We start from the raw sequence: 21,365 nt of genomic DNA on the forward strand, positions 1-21,365 counted from the left end.
GCTCTGTTTATTACGTTGCAACACTAAGTTACTTTTCCTTTACTGTTCACCATATGACCGCACCCGCACTGACCTCCGCCTCCCGTTACTACCAGCGCTGGCTCAGCGCCGATCCGGGCCGCGCGGCCAAGGTTGATGCACTGGCGCAATTATCGCTTGCCGAGCTGGATTTTGCTGACTATTTAGCAAGGGAAGCTGACGTGGCGCAAGACCAGCCGCTGCCGTTGCCGCGCGCCATGCGGCGCCTGCGCAACCTGCTGGTGTGCGGCCTGATCCGGCGCGACCTGGAAGGCCGGGCCGACCTGCACGAGGTGGTGACCGCCATGACGCGCTTTGCCGACTTCGCCATCCAGCAGCACGTGGCGGCGCTGCACGCGGAAATGGTGGCCCTGCACGGCCAGCCGGTGGGCCACGACAGCGGCGAGGAACAGGAACTGATGGTGCTGGCCATGGGCAAACAGGGCGGTGGCGAGCTGAACGTGTCGTCCGACATCGACCTCATCTTCGTCTACCCGGAAGACGGCGACACGGTGGCCGGCCCCGGCCAGCGCTCGCTGTCCAACCATGAGTTCTTCGTCCGCCTCGGCAAGAAGCTGATCGCCGCCATGGCCGAGATCACCGAAGACGGCTACACCTTCCGGGTCGACATGGCGTTGCGCCCGAACGGCGGCTCCGGGCCGCTGGCGGCCAGCCTGAGCATGGTGGAACAGTATTTGATCGTGCAGGGGCGCGAATGGGAACGCTACGCCTGGGTCAAGGCGCGCGCCGTCACCGGCAAGCCGGCCGACATCGCCGCGCTGGACGCCATCGTGCGCCCCTTCGTGTTCCGCCGCTACCTGGACTTCGGCGTCATCGACGCCATCCGCAATATGCACGCCCAGATCCGCGCCGAGGTCAACCGCCAGGAGCGGCTGCACCCGGACCGCAGCAACAACGTCAAGCTGGGGCGCGGCGGCATCCGCGAAATCGAATTCCTGGCCCAGGTGTTCCAGCTGATACGGGGCGGGCGCGACGCCACCCTGCGCGACCGCTCGACCCGCGCCACCTTGCGCATCCTGCCTGAAAAAGGCTTGCTGACCAACGACATCGTGCTGCAGCTGCTGGCGTCCTACACCTTCCTGCGCAATCTGGAGCACCGCCTGCAATACCTGGACGACGCCCAGACCCACACCCTGCCGCCCAACGAGGCCGACCAGCTGGTGGTGGCGCAGATGATGGGCCTGCCGGACGTGGCCACGCTGCTGGCGCGGATCGAAGCCCACCGCAAGTTCGTGGCCGAGCAGTTTGACGCCATGTTCGCCGAAAAAGCCCAGAACGGCTCTCAAGACGCCGACATCGATCCCGCCACCAGCAACGAATGCGCGGACCCGGACAACCTCGAGGCGATCCGGTCGCGCTTTGCCGCCCTTGGCTACGACGACCCGGCAGGCGCCGCCCAGCGCCTGGTGGCGACCTGGCAAGCGCCGCGCCTGCAGTCGCTGCCGGAAGCGAGCCGCAACCGCCTGGTGTCGCTGGTGAACGCGGCGCTGCCGCTGATTGCCCGCACCGCCGAGCAGTCCAGCATCGGCAGCCAGCTGGTCACGCTGGGCAGCCTGCTCGATTTCCTGGAAGCCATTGCACGCCGCTCGGCCTATCTGTCGCTGCTGACCGAGTACCCGCACACGCTGGAGCGCGTGATCCGCATGATGCACGCCAGCGGCTGGGCCGCCAAATTCCTCACCAAGCACCCCATCCTGCTGGACGAGCTGCTGGACGACCGCATCCGCAACGCCGTGTTCGACCCGGTGGCGCTGGCAGCCGAGCTGGACGGCCAGCTGGACGCCGCCGCCGGCGACACCGAGCGCCAGATGGATATCCTGCGCGAAGTGCACCACGCCCAGCTGTTCCACCTGCTGGCGCAGGACCTGGCCGGCGACCTGACAGTGGAAAAGCTGGCCGACCACCTGTCCGCGCTGGCCGATGTGATCGTGGCCGCCACCGTGCAGGCGGTATGGCAGACGGTAGCCACCCGCCACCGCGAGGTGCCGCTGTTTGCCGTCATCGCGTACGGCAAGCTGGGCGGCAAGGAGCTGGGCTATATCTCCGACCTGGACGTGATTTTCCTGTTCGACGACGAGGACCAGGACGCGCCGGCCCAGTACGCCAAACTGGCGCAGCGCTTCATCACCTGGATGACCTCGCACACCTCGGCCGGCCAGCTGTTCGACGTCGATATCGCGCTGCGGCCGGACGGCGCCAGCGGCATGCTGGTGTCCAGCGTGCAAGCGTTTGAACGCTACCAGGACAATTCGGCCTGGATCTGGGAGCACCAGGCGCTCACCCGCGCCCGCTTCTGCGCCGGCGACGCCGCCATCGGCCAGCGCTTCGAGCAAATCCGCTGCCAGGTATTGCGCCGCGTGCGGCCGCTGGACGGCGAATTGAAACGCGAGGTGCAGGCCATGCGCAAGAAAATGGCCGACGCCCGTCCCAACCGCTCCGACTTGTTCGATTTAAAGCAGGACGCGGGCGGCATGATCGATATCGAATTCATCGTCCAGTACCTCGTTCTGCAGCACGCCGCCACCTACTCCCAACTGACGGGTAATGTGGGTAATATTGCCTTACTGAAAATGTGCGGCGAACTGGGATTGATTAATCCGGAGCTGGCCGCCAGCGTGGCCGATGCTTACCGCGCTTTCCGTAAATTGCAGCACCAGATGCGTTTGCAGGGGCAGGAAAATGCCCGCGTCGATCCGGCGCGGGTCGCCGTCCATGCCGCGCATGTAATACAGTTGTGGAAGGAAATATTAGAATAAGCGCAGTCCCATTCCAAAGGAGAGACGAAATGAAAATGTTCTTAAGTGGCATCGCAATCAGTCTGGGTTTACTCGCCGTTCCCGCATACTCGGCAGAAAAAGGCTCGGCCAATGAAGCGGTGGCCATGGTGAAAAAAGCCGTGGCGCTAATAAAATCGGACGGCAAGGAAAAAGCCTTCGCCGCCATATCCGATCCAGCCAACAAGGATTTTCACGACCGCGACCTGTATATCTATGTCTATGATATGAACGGTGTCGCCGTGGCGCACGGCGTCAATCCCAAGCTGGTCGGAAAAAACCTGCTGGACATGAAAGATAATGAAGGCAAAGCCATGATCCAGGAAATGGTGAAAGTGGCCAAGGAGAAAGGCAGCGGCTGGGTGGATTTTAAATGGCCGAACCCGGTTACCAAGGCCGTGGAGGCAAAATCCGGCTATGTGGAACGCGCAGGCGACTTGCTGGTCGGCTCCGGCGTCTACAAATAAGGCCCCCGCGCCCCCCCGCACAACGCCGCATCCGCGGCGTTTTTTCTCGCCATGTGCGCCGGTTTCTGGCTTGATCGCGCCAGAAGATGGCATAAGGCGGGGGCAGCATCACTGTGGCAAACATGCAACGTTGTATGCACGTCCACGCGCGCTTGATACAAAGCGCAATATGGCCTCAAAACGGCAAAATGCGGGGCTAGCCCTTGCTAAGGGAAACACTTATTGGCATTGCGCGCGTGAAACCGCCGCTGTCAAGGGGCGCTTTGTTTCAATCGCGTTACATACACACGTTTGACACGCATTTCCGCCCAGTGTCTGATAGTCCGATTAGCAATCCTCGGGAGGATTGCTAATGCAACAGACACTCTAATAAGGAACATGACTATGTTGATTGAAAAAGCCCTGGCTCGCTCGCTGCGCGTCGTATTTTCCGGCGGCGTGGCAATAGCCGGCCTGGGAATGCTGGCCCAGCCGGCATTCGCGCAAAACGCAACCGCCCCCGCAGCCGCGCCTATCCAGCGCGTTGAAATTACCGGCTCCGCCATTAAGCGCATCGACGCGGAAACCGCCGTGCCGGTAACCGTGGTGAAAATGGACGACCTGAAGAAACAGGGTATTACCACCATTGAACAGGTCATGGCGAATCTGAGCTCGGTGCAAACCAACCAGGGCACCAGCCAGGTTGTCGGCCTGAGCACCGGCGGCGCCTCCTTTGCGGACTTGCGCGGTATTGGCGCGAATAAAACCCTGGTGCTGCTCAATGGCCGCCGCCTGGCCAATAATGCGCTGGACAGCTCGGCGCCAGATTTGAATATGATTCCATTCGCCGCGCTGGAGCGCGTCGAAGTATTGCGCGACGGCGCATCCTCGCTGTACGGTTCCGACGCGGTGGGCGGCGTCATTAACTTTATTACGCGTAAAGATTTCACCGGCGTGACCGTCACCGGCGGCATCGATTCCCCGCAAAAGAAAGGCGGCGGTTCGAATAGCGCGAATATCGGCGTCGGCTACGGTAACCTGGACACCGACGGCTTTAATATCTTCGCCATGGGCGACCACCAGGTGCAGCGCCGCATCATGGGCACCGAGCGCGACTTCAACAAGCGCTACCCGGGCGGCCTGTCGCCCACCACCAGCCCGGCCAACTACTACCAGGACGGCAACAGCGGCAACCCTGCCGCGCCGAACTGCACCAGCGCGCCTAACCTGATCCCGGACGCCACCGGCAGCGGCTGCCAGATGACCACCTCCTCCTTCGTCGATTACATTCCGAAGAGCGAGCGCAACACCGGCCTGATCAAGGGCACCGTGAAGCTGGCCGAGAACCATGAACTGGGCCTGGAATACCTGATCACCAAGAGCCGCATCGGCAGCGAAATCGCACCGGTGCCATACGGCGGCCTGTTCCAGAACCGCGTGCGTCCGGACGGTTCGCTGAACCCGTTCTACCCAGGCAACCCTGGCTCGATCACCCCGAACGTGCCGCTGAGCCCGACCTACACCGAAGAAAACACCCCGGCCGGCGTCCTGCCAGGCTTCGTGCACGTGAAATGGCGCGACCTGCCGAACGGCTCGCGCGCCGGCGACGACGTCAACACGCAGCAGCGCTTCGTCGCTTCGCTGCAAGGCTCGGTGGCAGGCTGGGACTACGGCGCAGCCTTCACCTACAACCAGAACAAGGTGGCCAGCAACCTGATCGGCTATAGCGACGGCGGCATCATCACCAAGGGCGTGCTGGAAGGCGTGATCAACCCGTACGGCGAGCAAAGCGCCGCCGGCATGGCGCTGATCGACAGCGCAGCGCTGAACGGCAACATCCAGAACGCCAAGGGCACCATGAAGGGCTTCGACGTGCGCGCCAGCCGCGAGCTGGGCGACTGGTTCGGCGCCGGCCGTCCGAACGCGCTGGCCATCGGCGGCCAGTTCGACAAGCAGGAATTCCACAGCGCGGCCAACACCGAGTACGCCGAGAAGGTGGTCGCTTCCACCGGTATCGACCCGAACACGCTGAACGAAGGTTCGCGTAAAGTCAGCGCGGCCTACGCCGAGCTGAACCTGGCCCTGCTGAAGGACCTGGACGTGACCGCCGCCGTGCGTTATGACAAATACAACGACTTCGGCAGCACCACCAATCCGAAGTTCGGTTTCCGCTACCAGCCGACCAAGACCGTGCTGCTGCGCGGCTCCTACTCGACCGGTTTCCGCGCGCCGTCGCTGTACGAGATCAACTCGGCCCAGACCTACACCAACTCGAACCAGTATGACGACCCGGTCAACTGCCCGGGCGGCACCCCGATCCCGGGCAAGCCTGCCGCGGCCAACTGCCAGCAGCAGTTCCAGACCCTGACCGGCGGCAACAAGAACCTGGCGCCGGAAGAGTCGAAGAACTACGCCCTGGGCATCGTGCTTGAGCCGATCAACAACCTGTCGCTTGGCCTGGACTTCTGGAAGCTGCAACTGGAACACCAGATCGGCCAGCTGAACCAGGACGACGTGTTCGGCGACCCGGCCAAGTACGCGTCGCTGTACCACCGCACCCCGTCCGGCAACCTGGCCACCGACGGTTCGCAGTGCCCCAACCCGCTGACCTGCGGCTACATCGACCTGCGCACCCAGAACCTGGGCGGCGTGAATACCGACGGCCTGGACATCAGCGTCAACTACCGCTGGCGCCATGCCGAGTACGGCAACACCACCTTCACGCTGAACAGCACCTACGTGCACAAGTATGAGTACCAGAACAGCGATGGCGGCGAGTGGCACCAGAACGTGGGCGTGTTCTCCGGCACCGCCCCGATCTTCCGCTGGCAGAACAACGCCAGTGTGAACTGGACCAAGGGCATCTGGGGCGCCGGCATTGCCGCGCACTCCAAGACCGGCTACATCGACCAGGATCCCGAGTTCCGCGTCGCTTCGTACACCACCTGGGACGGCTACGCCACGGCTGCCATCCTGAAGAACCTGTCGGTGACTTTCGGCGTGCGCAACCTGTTCGACCGCACCCCGCCGCTGTCCTACCAGACCGAGACCTTCCAGGCTGGCTACGACCCGCGCTTCACCGATCCAAAAGGCCGCACCTACTACCTGCGCGCCACCTACAACTTCTAATCCCTTAGAAGCAAAAAACCCCCATCAGCACTGAGCGCGATCTTGAGCGCGTTCAGGCTGATGGGGGTTTTTTTTGCGTCCGACTAAATTACTTCGCGTTCATCAGCGCCACGGTGGTGTCCAGCATGCGGTTGCTGAAGCCCCACTCGTTGTCGTACCACGACGAGACCTTCACCAGGCGGCCCGACACCTTGGTCAGGGTCGAATCGAAGTTCGACGAAGCCGGGTTGTGGTTGAAGTCGATCGACACCAGCGGTTCGGTCTGGTAGGTCAGCACTTCTTTCAGCGCGCCTTCGGAAGCGGCCTTCATCAGGGCGTTCACTTCGTCCACGGTGGTGTCGCGCGAAGCGATGAAGGACAGGTCGACCAGCGACACGTTGATGGTCGGCACGCGGATCGCGAAACCGTCCAGCTTGCCGTTCAGCTCGGGCAGCACCAGGCCAACTGCGGCGGCGGCGCCGGTCTTGGTCGGGATCATGGACATGGTGGCCGAACGGGCGCGGCGCAGGTCTTCGTGCATCACGTCGGACAGCACCTGGTCGTTGGTGTAGGCGTGCACGGTGGTCATCAGGCCGTTTTCAACGCCGATGGCGTCGTTCAGCGGCTTGACCAGCGGGGCCAGGCAGTTGGTGGTGCAGGAAGCGTTCGAGATCACGGTGTCGGTGGACTTCAGCACGTGCTGGTTCACGCCGTACACGATGGTCGCGTCCACGTCCTTGCCGCCTGGCGCGGAGATGATGACTTTCTTGGCGCCGCCCTTCAGGTGGGCCGAAGCCTTTTCCTTGGTGGTGAAGAAGCCGGTGCACTCCAGCACCACGTCCACGCCCAGGTCGCCCCATGGGATTTCAGCCGGATTGCGCTGCGCGAACACGCGGATCACGTCGCCGTTGACGATCATGTTGTCGCCGTCCACCGTCACGGTGCCGGGGAACTTGCCGTGCGCGGTGTCGTAGCGGGTCAGGTGCGCGTTCGACTTGGCGTCGCCCAGGTCGTTAATGGCAACGATCTGGATGTCTTGCTTCTTGCCGCCTTCATAGAAAGCACGCAGTACATTACGGCCGATGCGGCCGTAGCCATTGATTGCTACTTTGATCGTCATACTAAGCTCCTGATGTAAAAAAAAAGGGGATTATGCAACCAGAACAGATTTAACCTTGGCCACGACGTTTTCAACCGTGAAGCCGAAATGCTTGAACAGCACAGGCGCAGGGGCCGATTCGCCGAAGGTGTCGATACCGACCACGGCGCCTTCCAGGCCCACATATTTGTACCAGAAATCGGTCACGCCGGCTTCGATGGCCACGCGCGGCACGCCCTTGGTCAGCACGCTGGCCTTGTAGGCGGCGTCCTGGCGGTCGAACACGTCGGTCGACGGCATCGACACCACGCGCGCGGCGATGCCTTCGGCAGCCAGCGCGCTGGCGGCGTTGACGGCCAGTTCCACTTCCGAACCGGTGGCGATCAGGATGACCTTGGCGTCGGCCACGTCGTTCAGCACGTAGCCGCCCTTGGCGATATTGGCCACCACGGCTTCGCTGCGCTCCAGGTACGGCAGGTTCTGGCGCGAGAAGATCAGGGTCGACGGGCCGTTCTTGCGCTTGACCGCCTCGCCCCACGCCACCATCGATTCGACGGTGTCGGCCGGACGCCAGTTGTCCAGGCCAGGGATCAGGCGCAGCGAGGACACGTGTTCCACCGACTGGTGGGTCGGGCCGTCTTCGCCCAGGCCGATCGAATCGTGCGTGAACACGAACAGCGAACGCTGCTTCATCAGCGCGGCCATGCGCAGCGCGTTGCGGCTGTAGTCGGAGAAGGTCAGGAAGGTGGCGCCGAACGGGATGTAGCCGCCGTGCAGGGCCACGCCGTTCATGATGGCGCTCATGCCGAACTCGCGCACGCCGTAGTTGATGTGGTTGCCGGTCTTGCCGGAACGCAGGTTGACGGACTCTTTCCAGTTGGTCAGGTTGGAGCCGGTCAGGTCGGCCGAGCCGCCCAGGAATTCAGGCAGCACGGGAGCCAGCGCCTGGATCGCGTTCTGGCTGGCCTTGCGGGTGGCGATGGTTTCTTTCTTCTCGACGCAGGCGGCGATGGCGGCAGCCAGCGTGGCGTCGAAGTTGGCAGGCAGGTCGCCGGCCATGCGGCGCGCCAGCTCGGCCGCTTCGGCAGGGAACTTGGCGCTATATTCGGTGAACTTCGCGGTCCATTCGGCTTCGTGCTGGGCGCCGGCGGCTTTCGCGTCCCATGCGGCGTACACCTCGGCAGGGATCTCGAACGGGGCCGGGGTCCAGCCGATGTACTCGCGCACCGCGGCGATTTCCTTGTCGCCCAGCGCGGCGCCGTGCACCTTGTCGCCGCCCTGCAGGTTGGGCGAACCCTTGCCGATGATGGTCTTGCAGCAGATCAGGGTCGGCTTGTCGGCTTGCTTGGCGGCGGCGATGGCGGCGTCCACGGCGGCCACGCTATGGCCGTCCACGTCGCGGATCACGTTCCAGCCATAGGCTTCGAAGCGTTTCGGGGTGTCGTCGGTGAACCAGCCTTCAACCTTGCCGTCGATGGAGATGCCGTTGTCGTCGTACAGGGCGATCAGTTTTTTCAAGCCCAGGGTGCCGGCCAGCGAGCACACTTCGTGCGAAATGCCTTCCATCAGGCAGCCATCGCCCACGAACGCGTAGGTATAGTGGTCCACCACGTCCAGGCCCGGCTTGTTGAATTCAGCCGCCAGCAGGTACTCGGCCAGCGCCATGCCGACCGCGTTGGCGATGCCCTGGCCCAGCGGGCCGGTGGTGGTTTCCACGCCCGGCGTGATGTCCACTTCCGGGTGGCCCGGGGTTTTCGAGTGCATCTGGCGGAAGGCGCGGATGTCGTCCATGGTCACGGCATAGCCGGCCAGGTGCAGCAGCGCGTAGTGCAGCATCGAGCCGTGGCCATTCGACAGCAGGAAGCGGTCGCGGTTCAGCCATTTCGGGTTGGCGGGATTGTGGCGGTGATGACCGCTCCACAGCGCGACAGCGATTTCAGCCATGCCCATGGGCATGCCCGGGTGGCCGGAATTGGCCTTCTGTACAGCGTCCATTGCCAGCGCGCGGATCGCGTTGGCCATTTGAGTGGTTGGGAGCGTAGTAGTCATCGTGGTGATTGCGGAAGGTTTGAAATATGGCAAAGCGTGCTTGCTTGAACCAAGTATTTTACCAGAGCGGGGGGCCGCCCATTAAAATTACGCATCCAACTGCACTCATCAAGGCCCACGCATGCCCCGTTTCCACTGCCCGCAGCCGCTTGCCATCGGCCTGACCATCGACCTGCCGGAAGCGGTGGCCCACCATGTGCACGTGGTGCGCCTGGCGCCGGGCGAGAGCATCACGCTGTTCAACGGCGACGGCGGCGAGTACACGGCAGTGCTGCAGCGCGTGGAAAAACGCCGCGCCAGCGCGGAAATCAAGGCCCACACCGCGCGCGACGCCGAGCTGCCCTACGCGGTGACGGTGGCGCAGGCGCTGCCGGAAGCGTCCAAGATGGACTGGATCATCGAAAAAGCCGTGGAACTGGGCGCCGCTGCCATCCAGCCGCTGGCGGCGCGGCGCTGCGTGGTCAAGCTGTCGGGGGAACGGGCGGAAAAAAAGTTAGTTCATTGGCAAGGCGTGGTCGTCTCGGCCTGCGAACAAAGCGGGCGCAACCGCCTGCCCCACCTGGCGCCGGTGGACGACTTCAAGGACTGGATCGCGCAGCAGGACATGCACCGCCGCGTGATCCTGACGCCGCGCGCCAGCCAGTCGCTGGCCGACTGGGCCCGCCACCAGCCGCCGCAGGCGCTGACCATCATGATCGGTCCCGAGGGCGGCTTCTCCGACGAAGAAGAAAACCTGGCGGTGGCGCAAGGCGCCCTGCCCCTGTCCATGGGCCCGCGCATCCTGCGCACCGAAACGGCCGCCCTGGCCGCGCTGGCGGCACTGAATGCCTGCTGGGGCGGCATGTAAGCCATCCCGGCAGCGGAACGGCAAAAAAATGCCGCCCGGTCGGGACCGGGCGGCATCGGGACCTGAGAGGCGATACTGCCGCCTCCCGGGGGATCAGAACTTATAGTTCGCTTTAACCGTGAAGAAGCGGCCGCGCGCGCTGTGCAGCGACGAGTTGTAGCCTGCGATCGAGTACGACGGATCGTACGGCGCCTTCTTATCGAACAGGTTGGCGACGTTGAAGGTCAGCACGGTGTTGCGGAAGCCGGTGTAGGCATAGGCCAGGTCCAGCGTCGCCATCGACTTCACTTTGCACTCCGGATAGAACTTGGCGTAGTCCGGGTTGCGGTTGGCGCGGCCGTACTCGCAGTATGGCTCTTCGTAACGTCCCACCTTGCCGTCTTCCTGCACGCTATAGACCGCCATCATCGAAATCGACGAAATGTAGTTGGCGGTAGCCGTCAGGCTGTGCTGCTGGATGCTCCAGGTCGACGACAGCGACGCACGCAGGCGCGGAATTTCGCCCACGCTGGTGGTGTCGTTATAGATCGCGCCGTTGGTGCCCACCAGATCAATCATCGGGTCGCCGTCAGCCTGGGCCTTCTTGTAGCTCAGCGTGTAGGTGGCGTTCAGACGGCTGGCCAGCTTGCCGTAGGCGCCCAGGTTGTTGCGCAGCGCCAGTTCCAGGTCGATACCGCTGGTGCGGGTGCCGCCGGCATTGATGTACGGCGTTTCAATGCTGATCAGCGGGCCGGAGTTCGGGATCAGGACATTGTTGGCGTCGCGCAGCCAGGTACCTTGGTTCTGGTCGCGCTTGACCCGGTTGGCCAGGCTAGGATCCTGGATCACGGCCACCGCCGACATCAGGTCGGTTTCCTTTTCCTTGCGGATGTTGTAGTAGTCGAACAGGATGTCGAAGTTGCTCACTGGCGAGAAGATCAGGCCAGCCGTGAAACTCTTCGATTCTTCCGGCACCAGGTTCTTGTTCGATGCAGCCACGCCCGACAGGCTCTTCAGGCAGTCGGTCGCGTCGGCGCCCGGCTTGCCGCAGCGCAGCTTGTCTTCGAAGTTGTTCAGGAAGTACTGGGTGCCGCCGTCCACCATCTGGGTCAGCGACGGCGCGCGGAAGCCTTCCGAATAGGTGCCGCGCACGGCCAGGGTCGGGCTCACGGTCCACTTGACGCCCGCCTTCGGCGTGAAGCTGCCGGAGAAGCCGTCATATTTGTCATAGCGGCCGGCCAGTTCTACGTCCACCGACTTCAGCACCGGCAGGCGCACCTCGGAGAACACCGAACGCACGTCGCGCTTGGCTTGCGAGTACTGGTTCGCCAGGCCGACGATCTGGCCGTTGACGGTGCGCGCATCGGGCACGATGCTCATCTTTTCCTGCTTGACCTCGGCGCCCACAGCCAGGCCGATGGCGCCGCCGGCCAGCTGGCCGAGCTCGGTGCTGCCCTTGATGTCCCACTGCGTGATGCTGGCCTTGCCGTCCAGCGGCGAGTCCACCGTCACGCCAGGGGTGCTGGCGATGGTTTTCAGCGGCACGTTCTCGGTCACCAGGCGCTGCACGATAGGCAGGTACAGGAAACCGTTCGACACCTGGTGGCGCTTGGACTCGTTGTACAGCAGGCCGGTATCCCAGTCCCAGTTGAAGTGGCTGCCCTTCAGGCCGGCCAGCAGGCGGGTCGACGTGTTTTCGTTCGAGCTGCCGCCCTTGGCGTCGGTGAAGCGGTAGTTGACCGCCACCGGCACCGCGCCGGCCGTGCCGCGGGTCGGGTTATCCGGGTGGTTCACGCCCAGCACAGGCTGGAAGCTGATGCCGGGACCGTCTTTCGGGAACACGGTGGTCTTGTTGCGCGACAGGGTGCGCGACACGCCGGCGTATTCCAGTTCCGACTTGCTGTACGACGCTTCGGCAAACGCGCGGGTGCTGTCGTTGATCTTGAATTCGGCGCGCGCCAGCACGTTGGAACTTTCGCTCTTGCCCTGCGCGTCTTCATACTGCCAGCCGTCGTAGTTGCAGAATTTGTTGCCGATCATCACGTCCGACGCCAGCATTGGCACCAGCGCGGTGGAACCGGTGCGGATGTCGGCCGGGTTGCAGCTCAGGTCGGCCGACACGTAGCGGTTGAACGAGCCGCTGCCCAGGCGCGATTCCTTGAAGAACACCGGATATTGGCTCACGCTGCTGTAGTAATTGCTCAGGCGGCCGTCCATGGCCATCGACTGGTCGGCGTGCACGGCGCGCGCTTCGGCGATCGGGGTACGGTCGCGCTTGGAGAAGTCGAAGGCGACGAAGGCGTTGAAGCGGTCCTCTTCCAGGTCGCCGAAACCGTAGGCGCCGCTGATGCCGCTGCGGCCGAAGTTGCCGTGGCCGTCCTGGCTGCGCTGGGCGGTGATGTCGCCGCCCTTGAAGTTGCTCTTGGTGATGAAGTTGATCACGCCGGCGATCGCGTCGGAACCGTACACGGCCGAGCCGCCGTCTTTCAGGATCTCGACGCGCTCCAGCGCCGACAGCGGGATCGAGTTCAAGTCGTACTGGGTGGACTGGCCGGCGTTCGGGTCGGCGTAAGCGGCAGGCGACATGCGGCGGCCGTTGATCAGCACCAGCGTGGAAGCCGAACCCAGGTTGCGCAGCGAGGCGGTGGCCAGGCCCTTGGAGAAGCCGCCGTCGCGCGAGTCGACCTGGTTGGACGAACCCAGGGCTGGCACTTTGGCCATCAGGTCGGCCACGCTAACCGCGCCGGACTGCTCGATTTCTTTCTTGGAAATCACCTGCACCACGGACGGGTTCTCCGTCGAGGTGCGCTTCAGGTTGGAGCCCGTCACGATCACGCGCTCGATCGACGCATCGGCCGCTGCGCCTGCTTGCAATTGCGCCAGCGCCAGCTCGCTCCAGCCTACGGTTCCCAGCAGTGCTATTGCCTGCACTATCAACTTTTTCTTCACTTTTTCTCCAGTCGAGGAAAGACCGGCGGCGCCCTCATGAGGCGCCCTGCCAGCCATCAATCGGCCCGGCTGCACCACGACAGCAGGGTCCGTCTCCGAGTATAGCCATAGCAATTCGTAAAGATTGTTACTTTCCGATGGTTACCAAATAATATTGTCAATTTACAACAGCACCAAAGTGGTGCAGCAGGCCTTTCTGGACTACCAGGGCGGCGGCGTGTTACCATCGCCGGTTACGCGCGCTGCGCGCGCGTGTTTTCCCTCTTTCAACCTGCTTGATAACTACAAGCACAGGAACCGCCATGCTCAGACTGAACGAAGTAAAGCTCCCGCTCGACCATACCCCTGAACAACTGACCGCCGCCGTCCTGGCCCGCCTGGGCATCGCCCCGGCCCAACTGGCCGGCTACACCGTCTACAAGCGCAGCTACGACGCGCGCAAGAAGTCCGCCATCGTGCTGATCTACTCGCTGGACGTGGAAACCACCGACGACGCCGCCATCCTGGCAGCCAACGCGCGCGACAGCCATCTGATGCCCTCGCCCGACACGCGCTACAAATACGTGGCGCACAACGTCAACGCCAGCGGGGCGCAGCCGCGCCCGGTGGTCATCGGCATGGGCCCGTGCGGCCTGTTCGCCGCGCTGATCCTGGCCCAGATGGGCTTGAAACCCATCATCCTGGAACGCGGCAAGACCGTGCGCGAGCGCACCAAGGACACCTTCGGCTTCTGGCGCAAGCGCGAGCTGAACCCGGAATCGAACGTGCAGTTCGGCGAAGGCGGCGCGGGCACCTTCTCGGACGGCAAGCTGTACAGCCAGATCAAGGACCCCAAGCACTACGGCCGCAAGGTGCTGACCGAGTTCGTCAAGGCCGGCGCGCCGGAGGAAATCATTTACGTCAGCAAGCCGCACATCGGCACCTTCCGCCTGGTCAAGATGGTCGAAGCGATGCGCCAGGAGATCGTGGCGCTGGGCGGCGAGATCCGCTTCGAGGCCAAGGTGACCGACATCGAGATCGACGAGGCCAACGGCGAGCGCCAGGTGCGCAGCCTGACCCTGAGCACGGGCGAGCGCCTGGCAACCGAGCACGTGGTGCTGGCCATCGGCCATAGCGCGCGCGACACCTTCGAGATGCTGTATGAACGCGGCGTGTTCATTGAAGCCAAGCCATTCTCGATCGGCTTCCGCGTCGAGCACCCGCAGTCCATGATCGACGCCTGCCGCTTCGGCCCCAACGCCGGCCACCCCATCCTGGGCGCGGCCGACTACAAACTGGTGCACCACGCCTCCAACGGCCGCGCGGTGTACAGCTTCTGCATGTGCCCGGGCGGCACCGTGGTGGCGGCGGCGTCCGAGCCGGGCCGCGTGGTCACCAACGGCATGAGCCAGTACTCGCGCGCCGAGCGCAACGCCAACAGCGCCATCGTGGTCAGCATTTCGCCGGAAGACTATCCGGGCCATCCGCTGGCCGGCATCGAGTTCCAGCGCCGGCTGGAGGAAAAGGCCTATGAACTGGGCGGCAGCAACTACAGCGCGCCGGGCCAGCTGATGGGCGACTTCGTGGCGGGCCGCCCGTCCACCGAGTTCGGCGCCGTGGTGCCGTCGTACAAGCCGCAGGTGCACCTGACCGACCTGGCCACCATCCTGCCGGAATACGCGGTGACCGCGCTGCGCGAAGCCTTCCCGGCATTCGACAAGCAGGTCAAGGGTTACTTCAAGCACGACGCGGTGCTGACCGGGCTGGAAACGCGCACCTCCTCGCCGATCCGCATCAAGCGCCGCGACGACGACCTGCAAAGCCTGAACACGCGCGGCCTGTTCCCCGCCGGCGAAGGCGCGGGCTACGCCGGCGGCATCCTGTCGGCCGGGGTGGACGGCATCAAGGTGGCCGAAGCGGTGGCGCTGTCGATGGCCGCCAAGGACTGAGGCGCTATGGCTGCGGCGCCGGCAGCGGCAGGCGCAGGTGGAAGCGGCAGCCCCGCTCCACCGTGGCGTCCACGCTGACCTGGCCGCCCATCTGGTGCACGATGGTGTAGACGATGTGCATGCCCAGCCCGGAACCGCCCTGCCCGCGCTTGGTGGTGAAGAAGGGCTCGAACACCCGCTCGCGCACGGCTGGCGGCATGCCGACGCCGTCGTCGGAAAAATCGATCAGCAGCCAGTCCCGCCCCTCGGCCGGCTCCACGCGCGCGGCGACGGTCACCTCGCCCGGGCCGCCGTCCGGATAGCCATGCTTGGCTGAATTCATCAGCAGGTTCGACAGCACCTGCGACAGCTTGCCGGCCGGCAGGCGCGCGCGCAGCGCCGGATCGATCTGCAGCTTGGCGCGGATGGCCCCCTTGCGCAGCTCCGGGCTGTGCGCCGACACCAGCCCCTGCACATGCTCGCGCAGCACCAGCTCGGTCACGTGCTCGGTGCCCTGGTCCACCGCCAGCTGCTTGAAATTGCCGATCAGCTCGGCCGCCCGGGCCAGGTTCTGCTCGATCAGCGTGGCCGCCCCCTTCAGCCGCTCGGCCAGCGCCACCAGTTCCGAGCGGCTCACCTTGGGCGCGCCCAGGGTCTCGACCATCTGCGCCGCATAGGCGCCCATGCCGGACGCCGCCGTCACCGCCACGCCGATCGGCGTGTTCACCTCGTGCGCCACGCCCGCCACCAGCGCGCCCAGCGCCGCCATCTTTTCCTGTTCCACCATGCTGGCCTGGGCCGCGCGCAGCGCCTCGGTGCGTTGCTGCACCTTGTGTTCGAGCAATTCCTCGCGGTCCTGGTGTTGCAGCTCGGCGGCGCAGCGCGCCGCGAAAATCGACAGCAGCGACAGCGCCAGCAAGCGCTTGTTCTCGTCGATGGCCTTGGTGTCGATGGCCGACAGGATGCCCAGCGTCTTGCCCTCGGTGTCTATCATCGGCATGCCGATGTAGCTCTCGGCCTTCATGTCCACCAGCAGCGTGTCCTTCGGGTAGTCGGCCTGGATGCCGCAGGCGTGGAAGCACATGGTCTGGTCGGTCACGTCCTGGCAGGGCGTGTGCAGCAGGCTGTATTCCATATTCGGCAGAAAGTCCGCGCCGCCCCATACGGCCAGCGTGCGGATGCCCTCGCCGTCCGCCATGCGGATCACCCGGCCGGCGATCACGTAGGTAACGTCGAGCGCCTGGGCCAGGTCGCGCACCAGCGTGCGCAGGAACTCGTCGCCGCGCAGGCGCGACGTGGACGCGGTGATCGAACGCAGTGCCGCCTCGGCCAGCAGGCGGCCGTCGTGCTCGTCAAACAGGGCGGGAGGTTGGGCGGTCATGGCGCGGCTCCGGGCAGGGCTTCATTGGGTTGGCTTGGCGGGATAGGCTTGGGCTGGCGGCAGCGGCAGCTACAGCGGCGGACTACGGTGGTACAGCTGCTGCAGTTCGGGCGTGCGCTGCAGCAACAGCGCCGCCAGCGCGGGATCGAAGCGCTTGCCGCTCTCGGCGCGCACCTGCTCCAGCGCGTGCGCCAGCGGCCAGGCCGGCCGGTAGCAGCGCGGGCTGACCATGGCGTCGACGAAATCGGCCAGCGCCGTGATGCGGCCGGCCAGGCTGATCTGCTCGCCGGCCAGCCCGCGCGGGTAGCCGCTGCCGTCCCAGCGCTCGTGGTGTTCATGGGCGATGGCGGCGGCCAGCTGCAGCACCGGCTGAGGCGAACGCTGCAGCATGGCGCGGCCCACCTCGCTGTGCCGGCGCATCAGCCGCCACTGCTCGCCGTCCAGCGGGCCGGGCTGGTTCAGCACCGCATCCGGCACCCCGCTGTGACCCACGTCGTGCAGCGGGGCGGCCTGGCGCAGCTGGCGCACGGCCGCCGGCGCCAGCTGCGCCGCCTCGGCCAGCATGGCCGCGATGGCGCCCACGCGCTCGACGTGGCCGCCGCTGTCCGGCGCACGCCGCTCCAGCGCGCCGCCCAGGATGGCCACGGTGGCGTGCTGGGTGGCGGCGCTTTCCTCGCGCTGCAGCAGCTTTTCATAAGTGATTGCCACGTTGGCCGAGAACAGCGCCAGCAGCTCGCGCTCGGCCTCGCCCACCGGATCGGAAAACGCCATGTACAGCAGGCTCTCGTTGCCTTCCCCGGTGAGGTGGTAGCAGGCGTAATAGGTGTCGCCGTGGTGGTCGCGCCGCTCGCGCATGCAGCGTGCGAAGGCTTCTGCCACCGGCGCCGGCAGCTGGCCCAGCGTTTCCTCTGCCAGCAGGCCGGCGTAGGCCGGGGTCACGGCCAGCACGCGCAGCCGGTCCGCCTGCGGCGCGGCGGCATAGGCGGCGATGTCCGGCGCCGCGCCCACACCGGCGCCGTCGTGGCGGCGGCTGGCGCACACGCCTTCGCCATCGTGGCCCAGCAGCGCGCTGGCCTGCTCCAGCACGGCAGAACAGAAGGTGCGCAGATTGTCCGAATCGCCCACGTGGGTGATGGCGTCGATCGAGCGCCGCAGGCCGCTGCGCGCACGCTCCAGACGCATCAGGTCGCGGTAGCCGCGCAGGGCAGAATAGAACACCGTGCTCAGTTTGCCGTGCGTGAGGTCGGTTTTCTCGCGGTAGTCGTTGATGTCGTAGGTTTTCAGCACATAGGCTTGCGGCGCCTGGCCCGGCTGCCCGGTGCGCAGCACGATGCGCACCGTGCTGTTGCCCAGCTCTTCGCGGATGTAGTGCACCAGCTCCAGCCCGGCGTGGTCGGTTTCCATCACCACGTCCAGCAGAATGAGGGCGAACTGCGGGGCGCCCCGGCTGTCGCCGGCCAGCACCGCGCGCGCCTCGGCTGCCGAATAGCAGTGGGTAAACTGCAGTGCGCGGCCGTCGAACTCGAAGTCGCCCATGACCAGCTGCGTTACCTGGTGCACCGATTCGTCGTCGTCGACAATCAGCACCTGCCACGGCGCGGCAGCGGCCGGGGCGGCGGGCGCATCGTCGTCAAACAGCATCTCGTCGTCGGTCATGGCGGCCTCGCAGGGGCTCTGATTATATTATTGATTGTACATCTGCTCTTCACGCCAGGACATAAAAAAAGGACGCCCGGAAGCGTCCTTTGGAAGCAACGGCGCAACGCGGCGCCGCAGCGGATTCAGCTTAGAACTGGTAGTTCGCGCCGATGCTGAAGAACCGGCCCACTGCGCCTGCCTGGTGCAGGCTGGCGTTGTAGGACGTCAGGTTGCCCGAGTTGCCGTAGGTGGCGACGTCGATCGGCGGAGCCTTGTCGAACAGATTCGTGATCGAAGCGCGCAGCGTCAGGTTTTTGCTCATGCGGTACTGCAGGGTCAGATCGGTCGTCAGGAACGACGGAATCTTGCAGTAGTTCGCTGGCGTGCTGGTGCCGAAGAAGTAAGCACGGCCGGAAACGGCAGCCGCGTCGGCGCAATCGGTCACTTCAACCGACGGGTCAAGTGCCGAGTACGAACCCACCCAGTTGAAGGTGGTGGTCACAGTGGTCGGGCCTTTTTCCCAGCCCAGGGTCAGCTGCGCGCGGTTCTTCGGATTGCCAGTGTTGCCCGACACTGCCGATGGACCGTGGGTGCCGGCCAGCTCGTATTCGACGCCGTTCGACTCGATCGTGTAGCTGATCATGTGGTTGACGTTCAGGCCTGCCTTGACGATGCCGATCTCGCCCAGGTTGTGGCGCACGTTCAGGTTCATTTCCACGCCACTGGTCGTGGTCGAACCGGCGTTCACGTAGCCCGATGCAGCGTAGGCGATGGTGCCGACCGACGGAATGCCTTGCGAGGTGCCGCCCGATGCGTTGGTAATCTCAACCGGGAACACCGCGTTGCGTACATAGGTCGGCACGAAGCCAGGCAGGCCCGAAGCGGTGGTGATCTGGTTCTTCGCTTCGATGTTGTAGTAGTCGAAGGTGGCGCTGACGTTCTTGATCGGATCCAGTACCAGGCCCAGGGTATAGGACTTCGATTTTTCCGGCGCCAGGTCCTTGGTGGTGACCTGGACGAAGGCAGGCGCGAAGTTACATGCCGACGGCACATTGCCCGGGGTCTTAGGATTGCCGTCTTTGCACAGAATCGGATCGTTGATCGCGTGGAACGAGAAGAACGACGATGCGGTGCCGTTTTCAGCAGCGTTCGGCGCGCGGAAGCCTTTGGCGAAGGTGCCGCGCACAGTGGCCATCGGGCTGGCTTTCCACTTGACCTTGGCGCCTGGCGTGAACGAGTTGCCGTAGGTGTCGAAGTGGTCGTAACGGGCCGAAGCGCTCACTTCCACGTTGCGGACGGGCAGCGCCACCAGTTCGGCGAAGGCGGCCGTGTTGGTCTCGTCGCCGAAGGCGTAGGCCGCACCGTTGCCAACCACACCCTGCTGCAGCAGACTAGGCGAAGGCGCGTTCAGCTTTTTCTTCTTCCAGCTTACGCCGGTTGCCAGCACCAACGGGCCGCCCGGCAATTGCGCCAGTTCGCGCGAACCGGTCAGGTCGAAGTAGCTCAGCTTGTTGGTGGCTTCGTTCGAGAAATGCGGCTGGATCAGTTCCATCACCCCCGTCGAATTGCCGCCCAGCGGATTGAACGGGTTGGCCAGGTTGTTCAGTGCCTTGTACAGCTCGATACGGTTCACGTAACCGCTGTAGTCGATCTCGGTCTTGACTTGCGACGCGCCCACGGATGCTGCGATGTCCCAGCCCTTGAACGTGCCTTTCAAGTCGGCGGCGAAGCGGGTCGAAGTCGCCGTGTTGTCCTGGGTGCTGGCTGGATCCAGGCCCGGGATGTAGCCGTACAGACGGGCGGTTCCGCCGGTCTTGTTCAGCGGATGCGATGCCGGGAAGGTGGTGACACCGAATACGTTGACGATGGCAGGATTCTGGCCCGGCACCAGCGCAGTGTTGCCGGCGAAGCTGGTTGGCGAGAAGGTCGCTGGCACGCCGCGGTTGTTCACGCTATTACGCTTGAACATGGATGCTTTCAGCGCCAGGGTCCAGTCTTCGCTCAGTTGCTTGGTGAAGCCCGCCAGCACGTTCACGTTCTGCGATTCAGGTTGCAGATAGGAAACCGTGTCGCGCACATAGCAACCGCCAGCGCGGTATTTGAGGAAATTGCAGTTCGGATCCAGGAACTGGAAGTTGGCTTCGTCCAGCGCGCCGACTTTGCCCGTGACCGGGTTGGGCACGGTGTTCGGCTTGTAGAAGAACGGACTGCTGGCGGCAACCAGGCCGGCATTCTGTGCATTTGGCACGCCGCGACGCAGGTCCATGCCGCCACGGGAAGTCCAGTCGCCATTGGCCCAGATCTGGTTGTCGCGCTGCGACAGCATGATCGGGTCGGCGTGGCGGAATTCACCCGAGATGAAGGCGTTGTAGCCGTCGGTATCCAGGTTGCCGAACCCCGTGGTCAGCGCCACTTTGTAGTTTTTGCCGCCGCCGTGCTGAGAGTTACCCGCGTCCAGCTTGATATTTGTGCCGTTGAAAGTCTTCTTCAGGATGATGTTAACCACGCCGGAAACCGCGTCCGAACCGTACACCGACGAAGCACCGTCCTTCAGCACTTCAATCCGCTCGACGGCGTCGAACGGGATCGAGGACACATCGACGAACTGGCGCTGCGCATCGTCCGACAAGGGATACGGGGCCATGCGGTGGCCGTCGATCAGCACCAGGGTCAAGCCGACGGACAGGCCGCGCAGCGACACGCCGGCAGCACCATTGGCGAACGCACCAGAGAAGCCGGTGCCAAGGGCGCCTTGGCCGTTCGAGGTCAGGTTACTCAGCACCTCTGCGATCGAGGTCGAGCCGGTCTTGATCAGGTCGTCGGCCGACAGCACTTGTATAGGGCTTGCGGTTTCCTTGTCGGCGCGGCTGATCAACGAGCCGGTCACGACCACGCGCTGCGGCGCTGCTTCTGCGGCCGCTTGTTGCGCCATCGCCGGCTGGATGAATGCAGCGGCTCCGAACGCTACCATGAGGGAGCGGACTAGTACGGTTTTTCTTAACATGTGGTTTTTCCCAATTAAAAGCCATCTGGTGGACGACTGTACGATTATTTGCAGCCGATTCCCGGTCGGCTGTTTACTTCGGTACCACTCAATCTTTCGCTGATGCGAAAATATGCCAAATTCAGTTTTGATGTTTTTAGCAAGC

The 21,365-nt window shown here is 64.2% G+C and carries 11 protein-coding genes; 5 read left to right on the forward strand and 6 right to left on the reverse strand.

Going from position 1 to position 21,365, the window contains the following annotated elements; all coding sequences use genetic code 11:
• Window positions 1-53 precede the first annotated feature (53 nt).
• The 3 genes from glnE to AC6H42_RS20325 all read left to right on the forward strand — a co-directional run bounded on the left by glnE (window position 54) and on the right by AC6H42_RS20325 (window position 6,388).
• Window positions 54-2,795 carry a bifunctional [glutamate--ammonia ligase]-adenylyl-L-tyrosine phosphorylase/[glutamate--ammonia-ligase] adenylyltransferase gene (gene glnE, locus AC6H42_RS20315; RefSeq protein ID WP_497548811.1) on the forward strand — a complete coding sequence of 914 codons (2,742 nt, stop codon included), beginning with the start codon at window positions 54-56 and terminating at the stop codon, window positions 2,793-2,795.
• Window positions 2,796-2,830: 35 nt separating this feature from the next.
• Window positions 2,831-3,280 carry a cache domain-containing protein gene (locus AC6H42_RS20320; protein ID WP_200953920.1) on the forward strand — a complete coding sequence of 150 codons (450 nt, stop codon included), beginning with the start codon at window positions 2,831-2,833 and terminating at the stop codon, window positions 3,278-3,280.
• 384 nt (window positions 3,281-3,664) lie between these two features.
• Complete coding sequence (locus tag AC6H42_RS20325; protein ID WP_057153504.1) at window positions 3,665-6,388, forward strand: TonB-dependent receptor; 2,724 nt, start codon at window positions 3,665-3,667, stop codon at window positions 6,386-6,388.
• Window positions 6,389-6,476: 88 nt separating this feature from the next.
• Here AC6H42_RS20325 and gap read toward each other — a convergent pair whose 3' ends face one another.
• Complete coding sequence (gene gap, locus AC6H42_RS20330) at window positions 6,477-7,487, reverse strand: type I glyceraldehyde-3-phosphate dehydrogenase (RefSeq protein ID WP_028833731.1); 1,011 nt, start codon at window positions 7,485-7,487, stop codon at window positions 6,477-6,479.
• A gap of 30 nt (window positions 7,488-7,517) precedes the next feature.
• Window positions 7,518-9,515 (reverse strand): transketolase, encoded by a 1,998-nt coding sequence (gene tkt / locus AC6H42_RS20335; RefSeq protein ID WP_057153503.1) that lies wholly within the window; start codon window positions 9,513-9,515, stop codon window positions 7,518-7,520.
• 121 nt (window positions 9,516-9,636) lie between these two features.
• Here tkt and AC6H42_RS20340 point away from each other — a divergent pair, with 121 nt between their 5' ends.
• Window positions 9,637-10,362, forward strand: a complete 726-nt coding sequence (locus tag AC6H42_RS20340) for a 16S rRNA (uracil(1498)-N(3))-methyltransferase (protein ID WP_057153502.1) — start codon at window positions 9,637-9,639, stop codon at window positions 10,360-10,362.
• A gap of 93 nt (window positions 10,363-10,455) precedes the next feature.
• Here AC6H42_RS20340 and AC6H42_RS20345 read toward each other — a convergent pair whose 3' ends face one another.
• The gene (locus tag AC6H42_RS20345; RefSeq protein WP_497548812.1) at window positions 10,456-13,290 is read right to left on the reverse strand and encodes a TonB-dependent receptor; all 2,835 of its coding nucleotides are present in this window, start codon (window positions 13,288-13,290) and stop codon (window positions 10,456-10,458) included.
• A 302-nt stretch (window positions 13,291-13,592) separates the two neighbouring features.
• Between AC6H42_RS20345 and AC6H42_RS20350 the strand changes: the two genes are divergently transcribed.
• A complete protein-coding gene (locus AC6H42_RS20350; RefSeq protein WP_497548813.1) occupies window positions 13,593-15,218 on the forward strand; it encodes an NAD(P)/FAD-dependent oxidoreductase in 1,626 nt (541 codons plus the stop codon).
• A gap of 4 nt (window positions 15,219-15,222) precedes the next feature.
• Here AC6H42_RS20350 and AC6H42_RS20355 read toward each other — a convergent pair whose 3' ends face one another.
• The 3 genes from AC6H42_RS20355 to AC6H42_RS20365 form a co-directional block, all read right to left on the reverse strand.
• Window positions 15,223-16,578, reverse strand: a complete 1,356-nt coding sequence (locus AC6H42_RS20355; protein WP_057153499.1) for a sensor histidine kinase — start codon at window positions 16,576-16,578, stop codon at window positions 15,223-15,225.
• Between the two features lie 69 nt (window positions 16,579-16,647).
• On the reverse strand, window positions 16,648-18,234 hold the full coding sequence (locus tag AC6H42_RS20360) for an HD domain-containing phosphohydrolase (protein ID WP_497548814.1): 1,587 nt from the start codon (window positions 18,232-18,234) through the stop codon (window positions 16,648-16,650).
• A gap of 130 nt (window positions 18,235-18,364) precedes the next feature.
• Window positions 18,365-21,148: a TonB-dependent receptor gene (locus tag AC6H42_RS20365; RefSeq protein WP_229418053.1), complete on the reverse strand. Its 2,784-nt coding sequence runs from the start codon at window positions 21,146-21,148 to the stop codon at window positions 18,365-18,367.
• Window positions 21,149-21,365: the final 217 nt, after the last annotated feature.

It is taken from the genome of Massilia sp. NBRC 108631, assembly GCF_059704565.1.

Coding starts and splice junctions, on each gene's coding strand:
- glnE (WP_497548811.1), top strand. CDS start 54: ATGACCGCACCCGCACTGACCTCCGCCTCCCGTTACTACCAGCGCTGG.
- AC6H42_RS20320 (WP_200953920.1), top strand. CDS start 2,831: ATGTTCTTAAGTGGCATCGCAATCAGTCTGGGTTTACTCGCCGTTCCC.
- AC6H42_RS20325 (WP_057153504.1), top strand. CDS start 3,665: ATGTTGATTGAAAAAGCCCTGGCTCGCTCGCTGCGCGTCGTATTTTCC.
- gap (WP_028833731.1), bottom strand. CDS start 7,487: ATGACGATCAAAGTAGCAATCAATGGCTACGGCCGCATCGGCCGTAAT.
- tkt (WP_057153503.1), bottom strand. CDS start 9,515: ATGACTACTACGCTCCCAACCACTCAAATGGCCAACGCGATCCGCGCG.
- AC6H42_RS20340 (WP_057153502.1), top strand. CDS start 9,637: ATGCCCCGTTTCCACTGCCCGCAGCCGCTTGCCATCGGCCTGACCATC.
- AC6H42_RS20350 (WP_497548813.1), top strand. CDS start 13,593: ATGCTCAGACTGAACGAAGTAAAGCTCCCGCTCGACCATACCCCTGAA.
- AC6H42_RS20355 (WP_057153499.1), bottom strand. CDS start 16,578: ATGACCGCCCAACCTCCCGCCCTGTTTGACGAGCACGACGGCCGCCTG.
- AC6H42_RS20360 (WP_497548814.1), bottom strand. CDS start 18,234: ATGACCGACGACGAGATGCTGTTTGACGACGATGCGCCCGCCGCCCCG.
- AC6H42_RS20365 (WP_229418053.1), bottom strand. CDS start 21,148: ATGGCGCAACAAGCGGCCGCAGAAGCAGCGCCGCAGCGCGTGGTCGTG.